The organism is Cedecea sp. FDAARGOS_727, from assembly GCF_012273235.1.
Lineage (GTDB): Bacteria > Pseudomonadota > Gammaproteobacteria > Enterobacterales > Enterobacteriaceae > Cedecea > Cedecea davisae.
On the sequence record NZ_CP050966.1, the window covers coordinates 3,008,589 to 3,023,019 of the forward strand.

Below are 14,431 nucleotides of genomic sequence, written 5' to 3' on the forward strand. Positions count from 1 at the left end.
TAACGGCTCCTGTTTAAGTTAAGACTTCGGTTGTTCTGACTGCGCGCCTGCGGCTTGTTGCTGTTGGCCTTTATTGTCTTCCGCAACTTCCTGCGCTTTTACCTGAACACCCGGTTTTACTTTCTGCAGACCGGTAACGATAACGCGGTCGCCATTTTGTAACCCATCGGTCACCAGCCACTTGTCGCCGATCGCCTGGCTGGTCGTCAGCTGGCGGACTTCAACTTTGTCATCTTTGCCCACAACCATTGCAGAGGCATCGCCGCGTGGAGTACGAGTGACCCCCTGCTGCGGAACCAGAATGGCGTTCGGGTTAACCCCTTCTTCCAGCTTGGCGCGAACAAACATGCCGGGCAGCAGCGATTTGTCCGGGTTAGGGAAGATGGCACGCAGGGTAATAGAACCGGTGGTTTGGTCTACGGTCACTTCGGAGAATTCCAGTGTTCCTTCCTGCGGATAGGCCGTACCGTTGTTGGTCATCAGCTGAACTTTAGCTTTGCCGTTTTCCTGTTTCAGCTTGCCGTCCGCCAGCTCCTGCTTAAGGCGCAGGAAGTCGTCGCTGGACTGGGTAACATCCACATAGATTGGGTCAAGCTGCTGTACGGTTGCCAGGGCGTTAGTCTGCCCGCTGGTCACCAGCGCGCCTTCGGTCACCGAAGACTTACCAATGCGGCCGCTGATAGGCGAGGTCACTTTGGTGTAGGCCAGGTTGATACGAGCGGTTTCTACCGCAGCTTTGGCGGCTACCACATCAGCATTAGCCTGCTGAGCGGTTGCCACGGCCTGGTCGTAGTCGGACTGGCTGATGTACTGAGTGCCCAGCAGTTTTTGATAACGCTTAACGGTTAACTGCGCGATGTTGGCGCTGGACTGAGCCTTAGCCAGATCGCCTTTGGCGCTATCGTACGCAGCTTGATAGGTCGCAGGGTCAATCTGATAAAGCGAAACACCGGCCTGAATATCACTGCCTTCGGTAAAGTTACGCTTCAGGATGATGCCGCTAACCTGAGGGCGAACTTCAGCAATGCGATAAGCGCTGGTGCGTCCAGGAAGTTCTGTAGTTATCTGCAATGGCGCGCTTTTCAGAGTCACTACACCCACTTCAGGGGCGTGCGGCGCACTCTGTTGAGTCTCTTTGTCGTTACATCCTGTAAGCGCTAAGCTGCCTGAGAGCATCAGAACGGCCGCCAGAGGCGTAAACCCTCTGTTTTTGTTCATATGTAAACCTCGAGTGTCCGATTTCAAAGTTGTTCAATGGATCAAATGTCCACAAACCCATTGCTGCGTTTATATTATCGTCGTGCTATGGTACATACGTTCACAAATGTATGTAAATCTGACTAAAGTAAATTCACCGACATATGGCACGAAAAACCAAAGCTCAGGCGCTTGAAACCCGCCAGCACATCCTCGATGTAGCGATCCGCCTGTTTTCACAGCAGGGCGTTTCAGCGACTTCGCTTGCGGATATCGCTCAGGCTGCTGGGGTAACGCGTGGTGCTATCTACTGGCATTTCAAAAATAAGTCGGAATTGTTTAGTGAAATCTGGGAGCTGACCGAATCAAGTATCGGTGACTTAGAGATTGAGTATCGGGCAAAATATCCAGACGATCCACTGTCTGTTGTAAGAGAATTACTGATTTATATCCTACAGGCGACGGTTTCAGAAGAGCGCCGTCGATTGATGACCGAAATCATCTTCCACAAGTGCGAGTTTGTTGGCGAACTTGAAGTATTGCAGCAGGCGAGGCGCACGCTTTATATGGAAGGAAATGAGCGCATCGAAGCCAGCCTTCAGCGCTGCATTGATGCCGGAAAACTGCCGTCCAGCCTGCGCATCCCTCACGCCGTGATAATATTGCGTAGCTACATAACCGGGCTGATTGAAAACTGGCTCGTTTCCCCGGAAAGCTTTGATTTACATGCTAAAGCTCCGGACTATGTGGCCATATTGCTGGAGATGTTCCAGCACTGTCCGACACTGCATAAACCGGCGTAATTCCTCTCTCCACATTAGCGGTTCCCTGAATTGAGACTCCTCCGAAGGCGTTCGCTATTCTGCGTTCAAAAGCCGTGCTATTCTGCGCCTCTCCCGTGACCTCTTACTTTTAGCTGGCAATCACATGCGCAGCACCGTAACGACTCAATCATGACAAAGCAGCACAACGCTCCGTCGCGGACTTCCCGTTCCGCGTTTATTCTGTTCCTGTTTCTTTTTGCTTCCATCCTGCTGCCTTTCCACGCGGCACAGGCGGCGCAGAACAACGGCGATCTTCCCGCTCGGGCGGAAGTACAGTCGCAGCTGGACTCGCTGAACAAGCAAAAAAACCTCACTGCCGACGACAAGCTGACGCAGAAAGATCTCTCCGAAACGCTCGAGATGCTGGACAAGCTCGACCGCGTGAAGCAGGAGACCGCTCAGCTGAAAACTACCGTGGCCCAGGCGCCGGACAAGCTGAAGCAGGCGACGGACGCGCTTAATTCTCTGAGCGAGCCGAACGATGATGAGGCCACGCGCAAAACGCTGAGCACTCTGTCTTTACGCCAGCTGGAGGCCCGCTTAACCACGGTGCTGGACCAGCTCCAGGCGGCGAATAACGATCTCTCGACTTACAACAGCCAGCTTGTCTCGTTGCAGACTCAGCCCGAACGCGTGCAGAACGCGATGTATAGCGCTTCCCAGCAGCTGTTGCAGGTTCGTAACCGGCTGAACGGCACCACGCCGGGCGAGGCCACGCTGCGGCCAAGCCAGCAGAATATGCTGCTGGTGCAGCAGGCGCTGCTCAACGCTCAGATAGAGCAGCAGCGTAAAAGCCTTGAGGGCAATACCGTGTTGCAGGATGCGCTCCAGAAACAGCGTGACTACACCACGGCGAATATCAACCAGCTGGAGCATTCCCTGCAACTGCTGCAGGAGTCGGTCAACAATAAACGTTTGACCCTCACCGAGAAGACCGCGCAGGAAGCGGTCACCCCGGACGACGCCAGCGCTATCCAAAACAACCCGCTGGTGCGCCAGGAGTTAGACGTTAACCATCAGCTTAGCCAGCGCCTGATCAACGCCACGCAGAGCGGTAACGAGCTGGTTCAGCGTAATATTCGGGTGAAGAACTGGCTCGACCGGGCGCTCCAGTCCGAACGCAATCTAAAAGAACAAATTTCGGTCCTGAAAGGCAGCCTGCTGTTGTCGCGTATTCTCTACCAGCAGCAGCAAACTCTGCCGTCCGCCGACGAGCTTGAGGATTTGACCAACCGCATCGCCGACCTGCGCCTCGAGCAGTTTGATATCAACCAGCAGCGCGATGCGATGTTCCAGAGCGATAGCTACGTTGGGAAAATAGAAGAAGGGCATAAGAACGAGGTTAATGACGAAGTTCATGACGCCCTGATGCAGGTGGTGGATATGCGCCGTGAACTGCTGGACCAGCTGAATAAGCAGCTCGGCAACCAGCTGATGATGGCGATAAACCTGCAAATCAACCAGCAGCAGCTGATGAGCGTCAGCACCAGTCTGCAAAAAATGCTGACCCAGCAAATCTTCTGGGTAAACAGTAACAAACCGATGAACTGGGAGTGGATCAAATCCTTCCCGGGTGCGCTGCACGGCCAAATCAAAGCAATGAAGCTGGATATCACCTGGCACAAAGTGCTGGATGGGCTGTTCATGTCGCTGTTTACCGCTTTGCCTTTATTGCTGCTCGCAGGGCTGCTGCGCTGGCGCTATAAATGGATCGACAAGCGGCTGGCAAAACTCGCCTCCGAGGTCGGGCAATTACGCACCGACAGCCAGCTGAATACCCCGAAAGCGATTCTGCTTAACTTCCTGAAAGTGCTGCCGCTGACCATGGCTATCCTTGCCGTGGGGCTGGTGGTGCTGTTTATGCAAACCAATATCAGCGAGCTGCTGTGGGCATTTGCTAAAGAGCTTGCGCTGTTCTGGCTGGTGTTCGGCATGGCGTGGCGCATCCTTGGCAGCCGTGGCTTGGCGGTGACCTGGTTCAATATGCCGCAGGATCTGACCCGCCACTATCGTCGCCAGATTGTGCGCATTAGCTTTGCGCTACTGCCGCTGCTGTTCTGGTCGGTGGTGGGCGAGCTGTCGCCGTTGCACCTGATGGACGACGTGCTCGGGCAGTTTATGATTTTCCTTAACCTGCTGCTGATCACCGGCCTGGTTATCCCGATGTGTCGCGATAACTGGCGCGACAAAGAGTCACATCCGCTGCGGCTGGTGACAATTACCGTGCTCTCCGTGGTGCCGGTCGCGCTGCTGGTGCTGACGGCTACCGGCTATTTCTACACTACGCTGCGCCTGGCTAACCGCTGGATAGACACCGTTTACCTGGTGATTATCTGGAACCTGATCCACCAGACCGTGATCCGCGGCCTGAGCGTGGCGGCGCGGCGTATTGCCTATCGCCGTGCGCTGGCCCGCCGCCAGAACATGGTGAAGGAGGGCGCGGAAGGTGCCGAGCCGGTAGAAGAGCCGCCGTTAGCGCTCGATCAGATTAACCAGCAGACCATGCGCCTCACTATGCTGCTGATGTTCGCGCTGTTTGGCCTGGTGTTTTACGCCATCTGGTCTGATTTAATCACGGTCTTTGCCTACCTCGACAGCATCGTGCTGTGGCACTACACCGGCAGCGAAGCCGGAACGACGGTGATGAGAAACGTCACCATGGGCAGCCTGCTGTTTGCGCTGGTCGCCGCGATGGTGGCCTGGGCGCTGATCCGCAACTTACCGGGCCTGCTGGAAGTGCTGGTGCTCTCGCGCCTGAAAATGCGCCAGGGGGCTTCTTACGCCATCACCACCATTCTCAACTATGCGATTATCGTTATCGGGGCAATGACGGTGTTTGGTTCGCTCGGCGTATCCTGGGATAAGCTGCAATGGCTGGCGGCGGCGCTGTCCGTTGGTCTGGGCTTCGGGCTACAGGAAATCTTCGGTAACTTCGTTTCCGGCCTGATTATTCTGTTCGAACGCCCGGTGCGCATCGGCGATACCGTGACCATCGGCACCTTCTCCGGCAGCGTCAGCAAAATTCGTATTCGCGCCACGACGATTACCGACTTTGACCGCAAAGAGGTGATTATCCCGAACAAGGCGTTTGTGACCGAGCGGCTGATCAACTGGTCGTTGACCGACACCATTACCCGCGTGGTTATCAAGCTCGGCGTGGCCTACGGGTCTGACCTCGACAAGGTGAAAGAGGTGCTGCTGAAGGCGGCAATGGAACACCCGCGCGTGATGCATGACCCAGAGCCGTCGGTGTACTTCACCACCTTTGGGGCCAGCACGCTCGACCACGAGCTGCGTTTATACGTGCGTGAACTGCGCGACCGCAGCATCACCGTTGACGAGCTGAACCGCGCAATCGACAGGCTGTGCCGCGAAAACAACATTAATATCGCCTTCAACCAGCTCGAGGTGCATCTGCACAATGAGAAGGGCGAAGAGCTGACCGAAGTGAAGCGTGACTTGGGCAAAAGCGGCAGGCTGCTGCCGCCTTCTGACTAAGGGGTAAAACTAGCGGGAAGAGGCTTCTTCCCGCTGTTTACGCAGAAAATCATCCCGCACTATTTCCAGCGCCGCGAGGACGGTATGGTTGGGGATTTGGTGCTGCTCAAGCAGCATAATCAAGTCGACGGCCAGTTTGACCTCGTCCGGGGCGTTCTCTAAAGACATCCGCTTTCCTTACCGTATTTTGAGTTAACTTAAACCGCGTTCGCGCCGTTCAATCGCCCGCTCTATACGAGCCAGAGCCTGGCGGCAACGTTGCAGGCGACCTTCCATTGCGGCGATTTCGCGCTGGAGTTTTTGCTGCCCGGCAAGCGTGGTTTGCGCGGCGTGCTGGCTCTCGCGGTCGTTGACCATCGCCAGCAGCCTGCGCTCATAATCCTGGTGCGTGGCCAGCTTTTCGTAGAGGTTTTCCTGCGCTTTTTGCTGCGGCTCGGTTTTACGCAGGTGCGCGGTGGCAAGCTCCCTCTGTAAAGCGGCAATTTGCGCGACCAGCTTTTCGGCGATAAACGCCACCTGGTCGGTTTTGCCGTGGCTGACGCTAAGCTGGAGCTGGGCGAGGTTAGCCTGAGCCTCGTGCAAATAATCTTTAAGCTGGGTGCTGTGGGTCTGGAAGAGCTTGCGGTCGAAGCGGGCCTGAGAGGCTCGCTGCAATGCAACCGGCTCAACGGCCGTCGCCAGCTCGCTAACGCGAGCTTCCAGGGCTTGTAACAGCGACGCGGTTTTCACAAAATGGCTCTCCAGGGATTGTCAGAGGTAAAGGCATGAAGCGTATTATTTTAATCATCATCGGCTGGCTGGCGGTAGTGCTGGCAACGCTTGGCGTGGTGCTGCCTTTGCTGCCGACTACGCCTTTCCTGCTGCTGGCCGCATGGTGTTTTGCTAACTCATCGCCGCGTTTTCATCACTGGCTGCTTTACCGCTCGTGGTTCGGCAGCTATTTGCGCTACTGGCAGCAGCACCGGGCGATGCCTCCGGGCGCAAAGCCGCGAGCGATTATTTTTATTCTCATCACCTTCGCCGTTTCGCTGTGGCTGGTGGAGATACCGTGGGTGAGAGTTTTGCTGTTGGTTATCCTCTGCGCGCTGCTAATATTTATCTGGCGCATCCCGGTGGTTGACGAAAAGCAATAAAAGCAGCAAACCGCAGCCGAAGCTGTTGCATTTGTCGCTGGCTGCCAGTAAATTCGAGCGTTTTCGAGCACGGGTACGGGCGGTTAAGCGTTAACCAGTAGTGCATCTACCAGCCAAAAGCGTACCCTGTTTAGTATCATGTTTTTAGCAGGCACAAACCAATGACCGCGACTGCGCAGCAGCTTGAATATCTCAAAAACAGCATTAAAAGCGTTCCTGATTATCCAAAACCAGGGATCCTGTTCCGTGACGTTACCAGCTTGCTGGAAGATCCGAAAGCATACGCCACCAGTATTGCTCTGTTAGTTTCGCGCTTTAAAGATGCGGGCATCACTAAAGTTGTCGGCACCGAAGCGCGTGGCTTCCTGTTCGGTGCTCCGGTTGCGCTGGAGCTTGGCGTGGGTTTCATCCCTGTACGCAAGCCGCGTAAACTGCCGCGTGAAACCATTGCCGAAAGCTACGAGCTAGAATACGGCACCGACAGCCTGGAAATCCACGTTGATGCCATCCAACCGGGCGATAAAGTGCTGGTGGTGGACGATCTGCTGGCGACCGGCGGCACTATCGAAGCAACGGTAAAACTTATCCGTCGCCTGGGTGGCGAAGTGACCGATGCGGCCTTCGTTATCAACCTGTTTGACCTCGGCGGCGAGCAGCGCCTTGAGAAAATGGGCGTGAAAAGCTTCTGCCTGGTGCCGTTCCCGGGCCACTAAGCTTCCCCGACCTGCAAGCCTCGCCGATCGGGCGGGGCATGTGGTAGCATTACTCCCTCGATTCACCTTTCCCGCGAACCAGAGCCTAACTCCAGATGAGCTACCAGGTCTTAGCCCGCAAATGGCGCCCACAAACTTTTGCTGATGTTGTCGGCCAGCAACACGTACTGACCGCGCTGGCTAATGGTTTGTCGCTGGGCCGCATTCATCATGCGTATCTCTTTTCCGGCACCCGCGGGGTGGGGAAAACCTCTATCGCCCGCCTGCTGGCGAAAGGGCTGAATTGTGAAACCGGGATTACCGCCACGCCGTGCGGCGTGTGCGATAACTGCCGGGAAATCGAACAGGGTCGCTTTGTTGACCTGATTGAGATAGACGCCGCTTCGCGCACCAAGGTTGAAGACACCCGTGACCTGCTGGATAACGTCCAGTACGCTCCGGCGCGTGGCCGCTTTAAAGTCTACCTGATTGACGAAGTTCATATGCTTTCCCGCCACAGCTTCAACGCCTTGTTGAAGACGCTGGAAGAGCCGCCTCCGCACGTAAAATTCCTGCTGGCAACCACCGATCCGCAAAAGCTGCCGGTGACCATTCTTTCCCGCTGCCTGCAATTCCACCTGAAAGCGCTGGATGTCGAACAGATCCGCCATCAGCTGGAGCACATTCTTGGCGAAGAGAAAGTAGCCAGCGAGCCACGGGCTTTGCAACTGCTTGCCCGCGCCGCCGACGGCAGCCTGCGTGACGCTCTGAGCCTGACGGATCAGGCGATTGCCAGCGGGGACGGGCAGGTAACAACCGCCGCCGTCAGCGCGATGCTCGGCACCCTTGACGATGACCAGGCGCTGTCGCTGATTGAGGCGATGGTACATGCCGACGGGCAACGTGTGATGGCTCTGCTAAACGACGCCGCCGCACGCGGTATCGAGTGGGAAGCGCTGCTGGTAGAGATGTCCGCCCTGCTGCACCGCGTTGCCATGGTTCAGCTTTCGCCGTCCGCTTTGGGCAGCGACATGGCGGCGATTGAGCAGCGTATGCGCGAGCTGGCCCGCGTTGTGCCTCCTGCCGACGTACAGCTTTATTACCAGACGCTGCTGATTGGCCGCAAAGAATTACCCTGGGCGCCGGACAGGCGCATGGGCGTTGAAATGACGCTGCTGCGTGCCCTGGCGTTCCACCCGCGTAAACCGCTGCCGGAGCCGGAAGTCCCGCGCCAGGCGGCGGCCATTCCGGTGGTTAACCAGGCTGCGGTTCAGCCTGCTGCCAGGCCTCAGGCGGCTCCACCGCCGAACCGGGAAGCCGCAGCGTTACCGGACTCAACCAGCCAAATCCTCCAGGCGCGCAGCCAACTGATGCGCCAGCAGGAGGCTGACAAAGCAAAAAAGAATGAGCCGGCGGCGCAAAGACTAGCGCGGCCGGCAAAGAGTTCCGCGCTGGAACGTCTGGCCTCGGTGACCGAGCGCGTTCAGTCGCGCCCCGCGCCGTCCGTGCCGGAAAAACCGGCTAAGCCGGAAGCCTACCGCTGGAAGTCGCAGAATCCAGTTGAAGTGGTGCCGGAGCCTGTTGCCACGCCCAAAGCGTTGAAAAAGGCGCTGGAGCATGAGAAGACCCCTGAGCTGGCGCAAAAGCTGGCGGCAGAGTCTCTTGAGCGAGATGAATGGGCGGCCGAGATAGATAAGCTGGTACTGCCAAAGCTGGTGCAGCAGCTGGCGCTGAACGCCTGGAAAGAGCAGGACGGAAATCGGGTTTGTCTGCATTTACGTCCCGGCCAGCGCCATTTAAACTCGCCATCGGCGCAAAAAACGCTGGCAGATGCCATGAGTTCGCTCCATGGCGAGGCCGTAGAACTGACTATTATTGAAGATGAGAACCAGGCTCGCCGTACTCCTCTGGAGTGGCGCCAGGCTATCTATGAAGAGAAGCTGGCGCAGGCTCGCGAGTCAATGGGCAGCGACAGCAATATTCAGACTTTGCAAAGATTCTTTGATGCCGAGCTGGATGAAGATAGTATTCGCCCAATTTGATATGCCGTTTTTGGGCGGCATAGTGTAAAACCCCGATAGCCACTCCCGCATTCCGCGAGGGCTGGCCCGACGAAAGAGAGAATATTATGTTTGGAAAAGGCGGTCTGGGTAACCTGATGAAGCAGGCCCAGCAGATGCAGGAAAAAATGGCTGAAGCTCAGGAAGAAATCGCCAACATGGAAGTCACCGGCGAGTCCGGCGCGGGCCTGGTGAAAGTGACCATCAACGGGGCGCATAACTGCCGCCGCGTTGAAATCGACCCAAGCCTGTTGGAAGACGACAAAGAGATGGTCGAAGACCTCGTTGCCGCGGCGTTCAACGATGCGGCTCGTCGTATTGGCGAAGCGCAGAAAGAGAAAATGGCCGGCGTTTCCAGCGGCATGCAGCTGCCGCCTGGCTTCAAAATGCCATTCTGATTTTGCCGTAAATTCCCTTCTCCTTCCCGGAGAAGGGAGCCCACAGTTATTCCTCCCCCAGCTCCTCGTAACGCTCCGCCAGATAATCTATTAGCGCCCGCACGGCCGGTAATTGCCCGCGCCTGGAGGGGAAGACCAGATGAATTATCTCCGCCCGCGCCCGCCATTCAGGCAGCACATGAACCAGGCTTCCGTTGGCTAGCTGTTCTCGCAGCATCAGCTTTGGCAGCTGTATCACGCCCACGCCTTCCTGCGCCGCGGTGCGCAGCGCAATCATATCGGTAGTAATAAAACGCGGCTGGTGATGGATCGTCGCTTCCTGGCCCTCTGGCCCAAGCAGGCACCAGCGGTAGGTTTGCTGCGGTCTGTCAAGGGCGAGGCTGGGCCAACTCTGTAAATCCGCGGGGGAGGCGGGCATGCCGAACTGCTCAACCAGCTTCGGGCTGGCGACCAGGCACAGGCTGCGCACCGCCAGCTTGCGCATCACTAAATCGCTATCGTCCAGCGGCAGCGGGCGCACGCGAATGGCTAAATCCACGTTTTCATTCAGCACGTCTACCCTGCGGTTGGTCTCCTCCAGCTGGAGGGTTATCTGCGGGTATTTATTCATAAAGCCTGCCAGCATAGCGCCCACATGGATATGCAGCAGCGCAATCGGGCAGGTGAGGCGAATAAGGCCGCGCGGCTCGGCTTTCAGGGTGTCGATAGCTTCCTGCGCCGCTTCGGCTTCAATCATCATCGCTTTGCAGTGGCGGTAGAAAATTTGCCCGGCTTCGGTCACGGTAAAGCTGCGCGTTGAGCGCTGGAGCAGGCGAGTTTCCAGCCTCTCTTCAAGCAGCGCTATGCGGCGGCTAAGGCGCGACTTGGGGATGCCAATAACCCGGCTGGCGGGCGAAAAGCCTCCGTGTTCCACCACCTGCACGAAGTACCAGAGGTCGTTTAAATCCTGCATCTCAATTGTCCTGAATATGGAACACTGAGTCTACTTTAGCACTCTACCGGGCCTGGCGTCTTACGGGTAAGCTTTATGACATCAGAAACAATGCATGTGGAGAAGGATCATGAAATCAATTCTTGGCGTATACACGGCTCCGGCTTCTCACTGGGTGGGCGATGGTTTCCCGGTGCGCTCTTTGTTCTCTTACTCGAAATTTGCCCAGCAGCTTAGCCCGTTTTTGCTGCTGGACTACGCTGGCCCGGCCGAGTTTAAGCCGAGCAATAAAGGCCAGCGCGGCGTGGATCAGCATCCGCATCGCGGCTTTGAGACCGTCACTATTGTTTATAAAGGTGAGGTGGCCCACCGGGATAATGCCGGTAATGGCGGCGTAATTGGCGAGGGCGACGTGCAGTGGATGACCGCCGGGAGCGGTATTCTGCACGAAGAGTATCACTCTCCTGCTTTTAGCGAAGCGGGCGGCACTCTGGAAATGGTGCAGCTGTGGGTGAACCTCCCGGCGAAAGACAAAATGACGGCACCGCATTACCAGCCGATTACCGACGCCGATATTCCGGTCGTTGCCCTGCCGGACAATGCGGGTAGCGCCCGGGTTATTGCCGGTGAGTTTGCGGGCAGCAAAGGCCCGGCCAGAACCTTTTCGCAGCTGGGCATCTGGGATCTGCGCCTAAACGCACGGGGCGTAACCCGGCTTGAATTGCAGGATGGCTGGAATACCGCGCTGGTGGTGCTGAAAGGCACGGTGCTGGTTAACGGCGAAGAAGTGGTTCGCGAAGCGCAACTGGTGGTGCTGGACTCCAGAGGCGATAGCGTAACCCTTGAAGCCAACAATGATGCGGTTGTCCTGGTGCTTACCGGCGAGCCGCTGAATGAGCCTGTTGTCGGTTACGGCCCGTTTGTGATGAACAGCAAAGAGGAAATTCATCAGGCTATCGATGATTTCAATCAGGGACGTTTCGGCAAAGACATCGCGTAAAATTATCCCCCGGCGAGCAATCGTGCGGGGGATATCTTTTCCTATACCCGCTCGCGGGGCTAATGTTAGGCTATACCCCACTTTTTCCACACAAGTCTGAGCGATGCAAACCAGCCCTTTACTTTCAGCCCTTATGGAATCCCTGCGCTGCCTGCCCGGCGTCGGCCCAAAATCAGCCCAGCGCATGGCTTTTGCCCTGTTGCAGCGTGACCGCAGCGGCGGTATGCGTCTTGCCCAGGCGCTGACCCGAGCGATGTCGGAAATCGGCCACTGCGCGGACTGCCGCACTTTTACCGAGCAGGAAGTTTGCTCCATTTGCTCTAACCCGCGTCGCCAGGAAAACGGCCAGATTTGCGTGGTTGAAAGCCCGGCGGATATTCACGCCATCGAGCAGACCGGCCAGTTCTCAGGCCGCTACTTTGTGCTGATGGGGCATCTGTCGCCGCTGGACGGCATCGGCCCGAACGATATCGGCCTCGATCGTCTTGAGCAGCGCCTGGCCAGCGAGCAGATGAAAGAGGTTATCCTCGCCACCAACCCAACGGTGGAAGGTGAAGCTACCGCAAACTATATCGGCGAACTTTGTGCCCAGTACGGCGTGGAAGCCAGCCGTATCGCCCACGGCGTGCCGGTCGGCGGCGAACTTGAAATGGTGGACGGCACCACGCTCTCGCACTCGCTGGTGGGCCGCCACAAGATTAATTTTTAATCGGTCGGGGGAGGTTTTTCCCTCCTCCTGCTTGAAAAGGCACAAATCGCTACCATATCCACCTCAACGTTTTCTTCATCCCGTTTGATTTTGTTGAGGTATCAATGACCATGAAAGGACAAGAGACCCGCGGTTTTCAGTCAGAGGTAAAACAGCTTCTGCACCTGATGATCCACTCTCTTTATTCAAATAAAGAAATCTTCCTGCGTGAACTGATCTCCAACGCCTCCGATGCGGCAGACAAGCTGCGTTTCCGCGCGCTGTCGGACGCTAATCTGTATGAAGGCGACGGCGAACTGCGCGTTCGTGTTTCCTTCGACAAAGATAAACGCACGCTGACCATCGCCGATAACGGCATCGGCATGACCCGCGATGAAGTGATTGACCACCTGGGCACTATTGCCAAATCAGGCACCAAAGCTTTCCTCGAATCTATGGGTTCCGATCAGGCTAAAGACAGCCAGCTGATTGGCCAGTTCGGCGTCGGCTTCTACTCCGCGTTTATCGTGGCGGACAAAGTTACCGTCCGTACCCGCGCCGCTGGCGCCAGCGCGGATCAGGGTGTGTTCTGGGAGTCTGAAGGTGCGGGCGAGTACACCGTTGCCGACATCGAAAAAGCCGATCGCGGCACCGAAATCACCCTGCATCTGCGCGAAGGCGAAGACGAGTTCCTCGATGACTGGCGCGTGCGCTCTATCATCAGCAAATATTCCGACCATATCGCTCTGCCGGTTGAGATTGAACAGCACGAAGAGAAAGACGGTGAAACCATCGTCAGCTGGGAAAAAATCAACAAAGCTCAGGCGCTGTGGACCCGCAGCAAATCTGAAGTTAGCGAAGACGAATACAAAGAGTTCTACAAGCACATCGCCCACGACTTCACCGACCCGCTGACGTGGAGCCACAACCGCGTGGAAGGTAAGCAGGAATACACCAGCCTGCTGTATATCCCATCCCAGGCGCCGTGGGATATGTGGAACCGTGACCATAAACACGGTCTGAAGCTGTACGTGCAGCGCGTGTTTATCATGGACGATGCCGAGCAGTTCATGCCGAACTACCTGCGCTTTGTTCGCGGCCTGATAGATTCCAACGACCTGCCGCTGAACGTCTCTCGTGAAATCCTGCAGGACAGCCGCGTGACGCAAAACCTGCGTAGCGCGTTGAGCAAGCGTGTACTGCAAATGCTGGACAAGCTGGCTAAAGACGACGCCGAGAAATACCAGACCTTCTGGAAAAGCTTCGGCCTGGTGCTGAAAGAAGGCCCGGCGGAAGACAGCGCTAACCAGGAAGCCATTGCTAAACTGCTGCGCTTTGCTACCACGCATACCGACTCTGCCGCGCAGACCGTGTCGCTGGAAGAGTACGTCTCCCGCATGAAAGAAGGGCAGGAGAAAATCTATTACATCACCGCAGACAGCTACGCGGCGGCGAAGAGCAGCCCGCATCTGGAACTGCTGCGTAAGAAAGGCATCGAGGTACTCCTGCTTTCCGACCGCATCGATGAATGGATGATGAGCTACCTGACCGAATTTGACGGCAAAGCTTTCCAGTCCGTGAGCAAAACGGACGAGTCGCTGGAGAAACTGGCGGACGAAGAAACTGAAGAAGCGAAAGAAGCCGAAAAGGCGCTTGAGCCGTTCGTTGATCGCGTGAAGTCCCTGCTGGGCGAGCGTGTGAAAGAGGTGCGTTTAACTCACCGCCTGACGGACACGCCGGCGATTGTCACCACCGACAGCAACGATATGAGCACCCAGATGGCGAAGCTGTTCGCCGCGGCGGGCCAGGAAGTGCCAGAAGTGAAATACATCTTCGAGCTGAACCCTGAGCACGCGCTGGTGAAACGCGTTGCCGATACCCAGGATGACGCGCAGTTCGGCGAGTGGGTTGAGCTGCTGCTTGACCAGGCTCTGCTGGCCGAGCGCGGGCAGCTGGAAGATCCGAACCAGTTTATTCGCCGCATGAACCAGCTGCTGGTTTCCTGAGCTG

The 14,431-nt window shown here is 56.7% G+C and carries 13 protein-coding genes and 1 other annotated feature; of the genes, 9 read left to right on the plus strand and 4 right to left on the minus strand.

Annotated features, from left to right (window positions below):
- Positions 1-18: 18 nt before the first annotated feature.
- Positions 19-1,218 (minus strand): multidrug efflux RND transporter periplasmic adaptor subunit AcrA, encoded by a 1,200-nt coding sequence (gene acrA / locus FOC35_RS14285; protein ID WP_016537661.1) that lies wholly within the window; start codon positions 1,216-1,218, stop codon positions 19-21.
- Positions 1,219-1,361: 143 nt separating this feature from the next.
- Between acrA and acrR the strand changes: the two genes are divergently transcribed.
- Entirely contained in the window at positions 1,362-2,000 is a 639-nt protein-coding gene (gene acrR, locus FOC35_RS14290; protein WP_172569249.1) for a multidrug efflux transporter transcriptional repressor AcrR, read from the plus strand.
- 150 nt (positions 2,001-2,150) lie between these two features.
- Positions 2,151-5,519 (plus strand): mechanosensitive channel MscK, encoded by a 3,369-nt coding sequence (gene mscK, locus FOC35_RS14295; RefSeq protein WP_172569250.1) that lies wholly within the window; start codon positions 2,151-2,153, stop codon positions 5,517-5,519.
- 9 nt (positions 5,520-5,528) lie between these two features.
- Here the strand turns inward: mscK and rsmS are convergent, their stop codons facing one another.
- Both rsmS and priC read right to left on the minus strand, forming a co-directional pair.
- The gene (gene rsmS / locus FOC35_RS14300; RefSeq protein WP_172569251.1) at positions 5,529-5,687 is read right to left on the minus strand and encodes a pleiotropic regulatory protein RsmS; all 159 of its coding nucleotides are present in this window, start codon (positions 5,685-5,687) and stop codon (positions 5,529-5,531) included.
- A 24-nt stretch (positions 5,688-5,711) separates the two neighbouring features.
- The gene (priC, locus tag FOC35_RS14305; RefSeq protein ID WP_172569252.1) at positions 5,712-6,248 is read right to left on the minus strand and encodes a primosomal replication protein PriC; all 537 of its coding nucleotides are present in this window, start codon (positions 6,246-6,248) and stop codon (positions 5,712-5,714) included.
- A 35-nt stretch (positions 6,249-6,283) separates the two neighbouring features.
- Here priC and FOC35_RS14310 point away from each other — a divergent pair, with 35 nt between their 5' ends.
- The 4 genes from FOC35_RS14310 to FOC35_RS14325 all read left to right on the plus strand — a co-directional run bounded on the left by FOC35_RS14310 (position 6,284) and on the right by FOC35_RS14325 (position 9,802).
- Complete coding sequence (locus FOC35_RS14310) at positions 6,284-6,652, plus strand: DUF454 family protein (RefSeq protein ID WP_016537656.1); 369 nt, start codon at positions 6,284-6,286, stop codon at positions 6,650-6,652.
- A gap of 161 nt (positions 6,653-6,813) precedes the next feature.
- Positions 6,814-7,365, plus strand: coding sequence for an adenine phosphoribosyltransferase (apt, locus tag FOC35_RS14315; RefSeq protein WP_016537655.1), 552 nt, complete (start codon positions 6,814-6,816; stop codon positions 7,363-7,365).
- A gap of 95 nt (positions 7,366-7,460) precedes the next feature.
- Positions 7,461-9,386 (plus strand): DNA polymerase III subunit gamma/tau, encoded by a 1,926-nt coding sequence (gene dnaX, locus FOC35_RS14320; protein ID WP_172569253.1) that lies wholly within the window; start codon positions 7,461-7,463, stop codon positions 9,384-9,386.
- Positions 8,722-8,786: a sequence feature (DnaX frameshifting element), on the plus strand. (Overlaps the previous gene by 65 nt.)
- A gap of 86 nt (positions 9,387-9,472) precedes the next feature.
- A complete protein-coding gene (locus tag FOC35_RS14325; RefSeq protein ID WP_016537652.1) occupies positions 9,473-9,802 on the plus strand; it encodes a YbaB/EbfC family nucleoid-associated protein in 330 nt (109 codons plus the stop codon).
- 46 nt (positions 9,803-9,848) lie between these two features.
- On the opposite strand, the gene FOC35_RS14330 is transcribed toward FOC35_RS14325, so the two are convergent.
- Positions 9,849-10,754: a LysR family transcriptional regulator gene (locus FOC35_RS14330; RefSeq protein ID WP_016537651.1), complete on the minus strand. Its 906-nt coding sequence runs from the start codon at positions 10,752-10,754 to the stop codon at positions 9,849-9,851.
- A 109-nt stretch (positions 10,755-10,863) separates the two neighbouring features.
- Between FOC35_RS14330 and FOC35_RS14335 the strand changes: the two genes are divergently transcribed.
- The 3 genes from FOC35_RS14335 (at position 10,864) to htpG (ending at position 14,427) form a co-directional block, all read left to right on the plus strand.
- Positions 10,864-11,733, plus strand: coding sequence for a pirin family protein (locus FOC35_RS14335; RefSeq protein ID WP_172569254.1), 870 nt, complete (start codon positions 10,864-10,866; stop codon positions 11,731-11,733).
- Between the two features lie 103 nt (positions 11,734-11,836).
- Positions 11,837-12,442 (plus strand): recombination mediator RecR, encoded by a 606-nt coding sequence (gene recR / locus FOC35_RS14340; protein ID WP_039898577.1) that lies wholly within the window; start codon positions 11,837-11,839, stop codon positions 12,440-12,442.
- 110 nt (positions 12,443-12,552) lie between these two features.
- The gene (htpG, locus tag FOC35_RS14345; RefSeq protein WP_039899387.1) at positions 12,553-14,427 is read left to right on the plus strand and encodes a molecular chaperone HtpG; all 1,875 of its coding nucleotides are present in this window, start codon (positions 12,553-12,555) and stop codon (positions 14,425-14,427) included.
- Positions 14,428-14,431 lie beyond the last annotated feature (4 nt).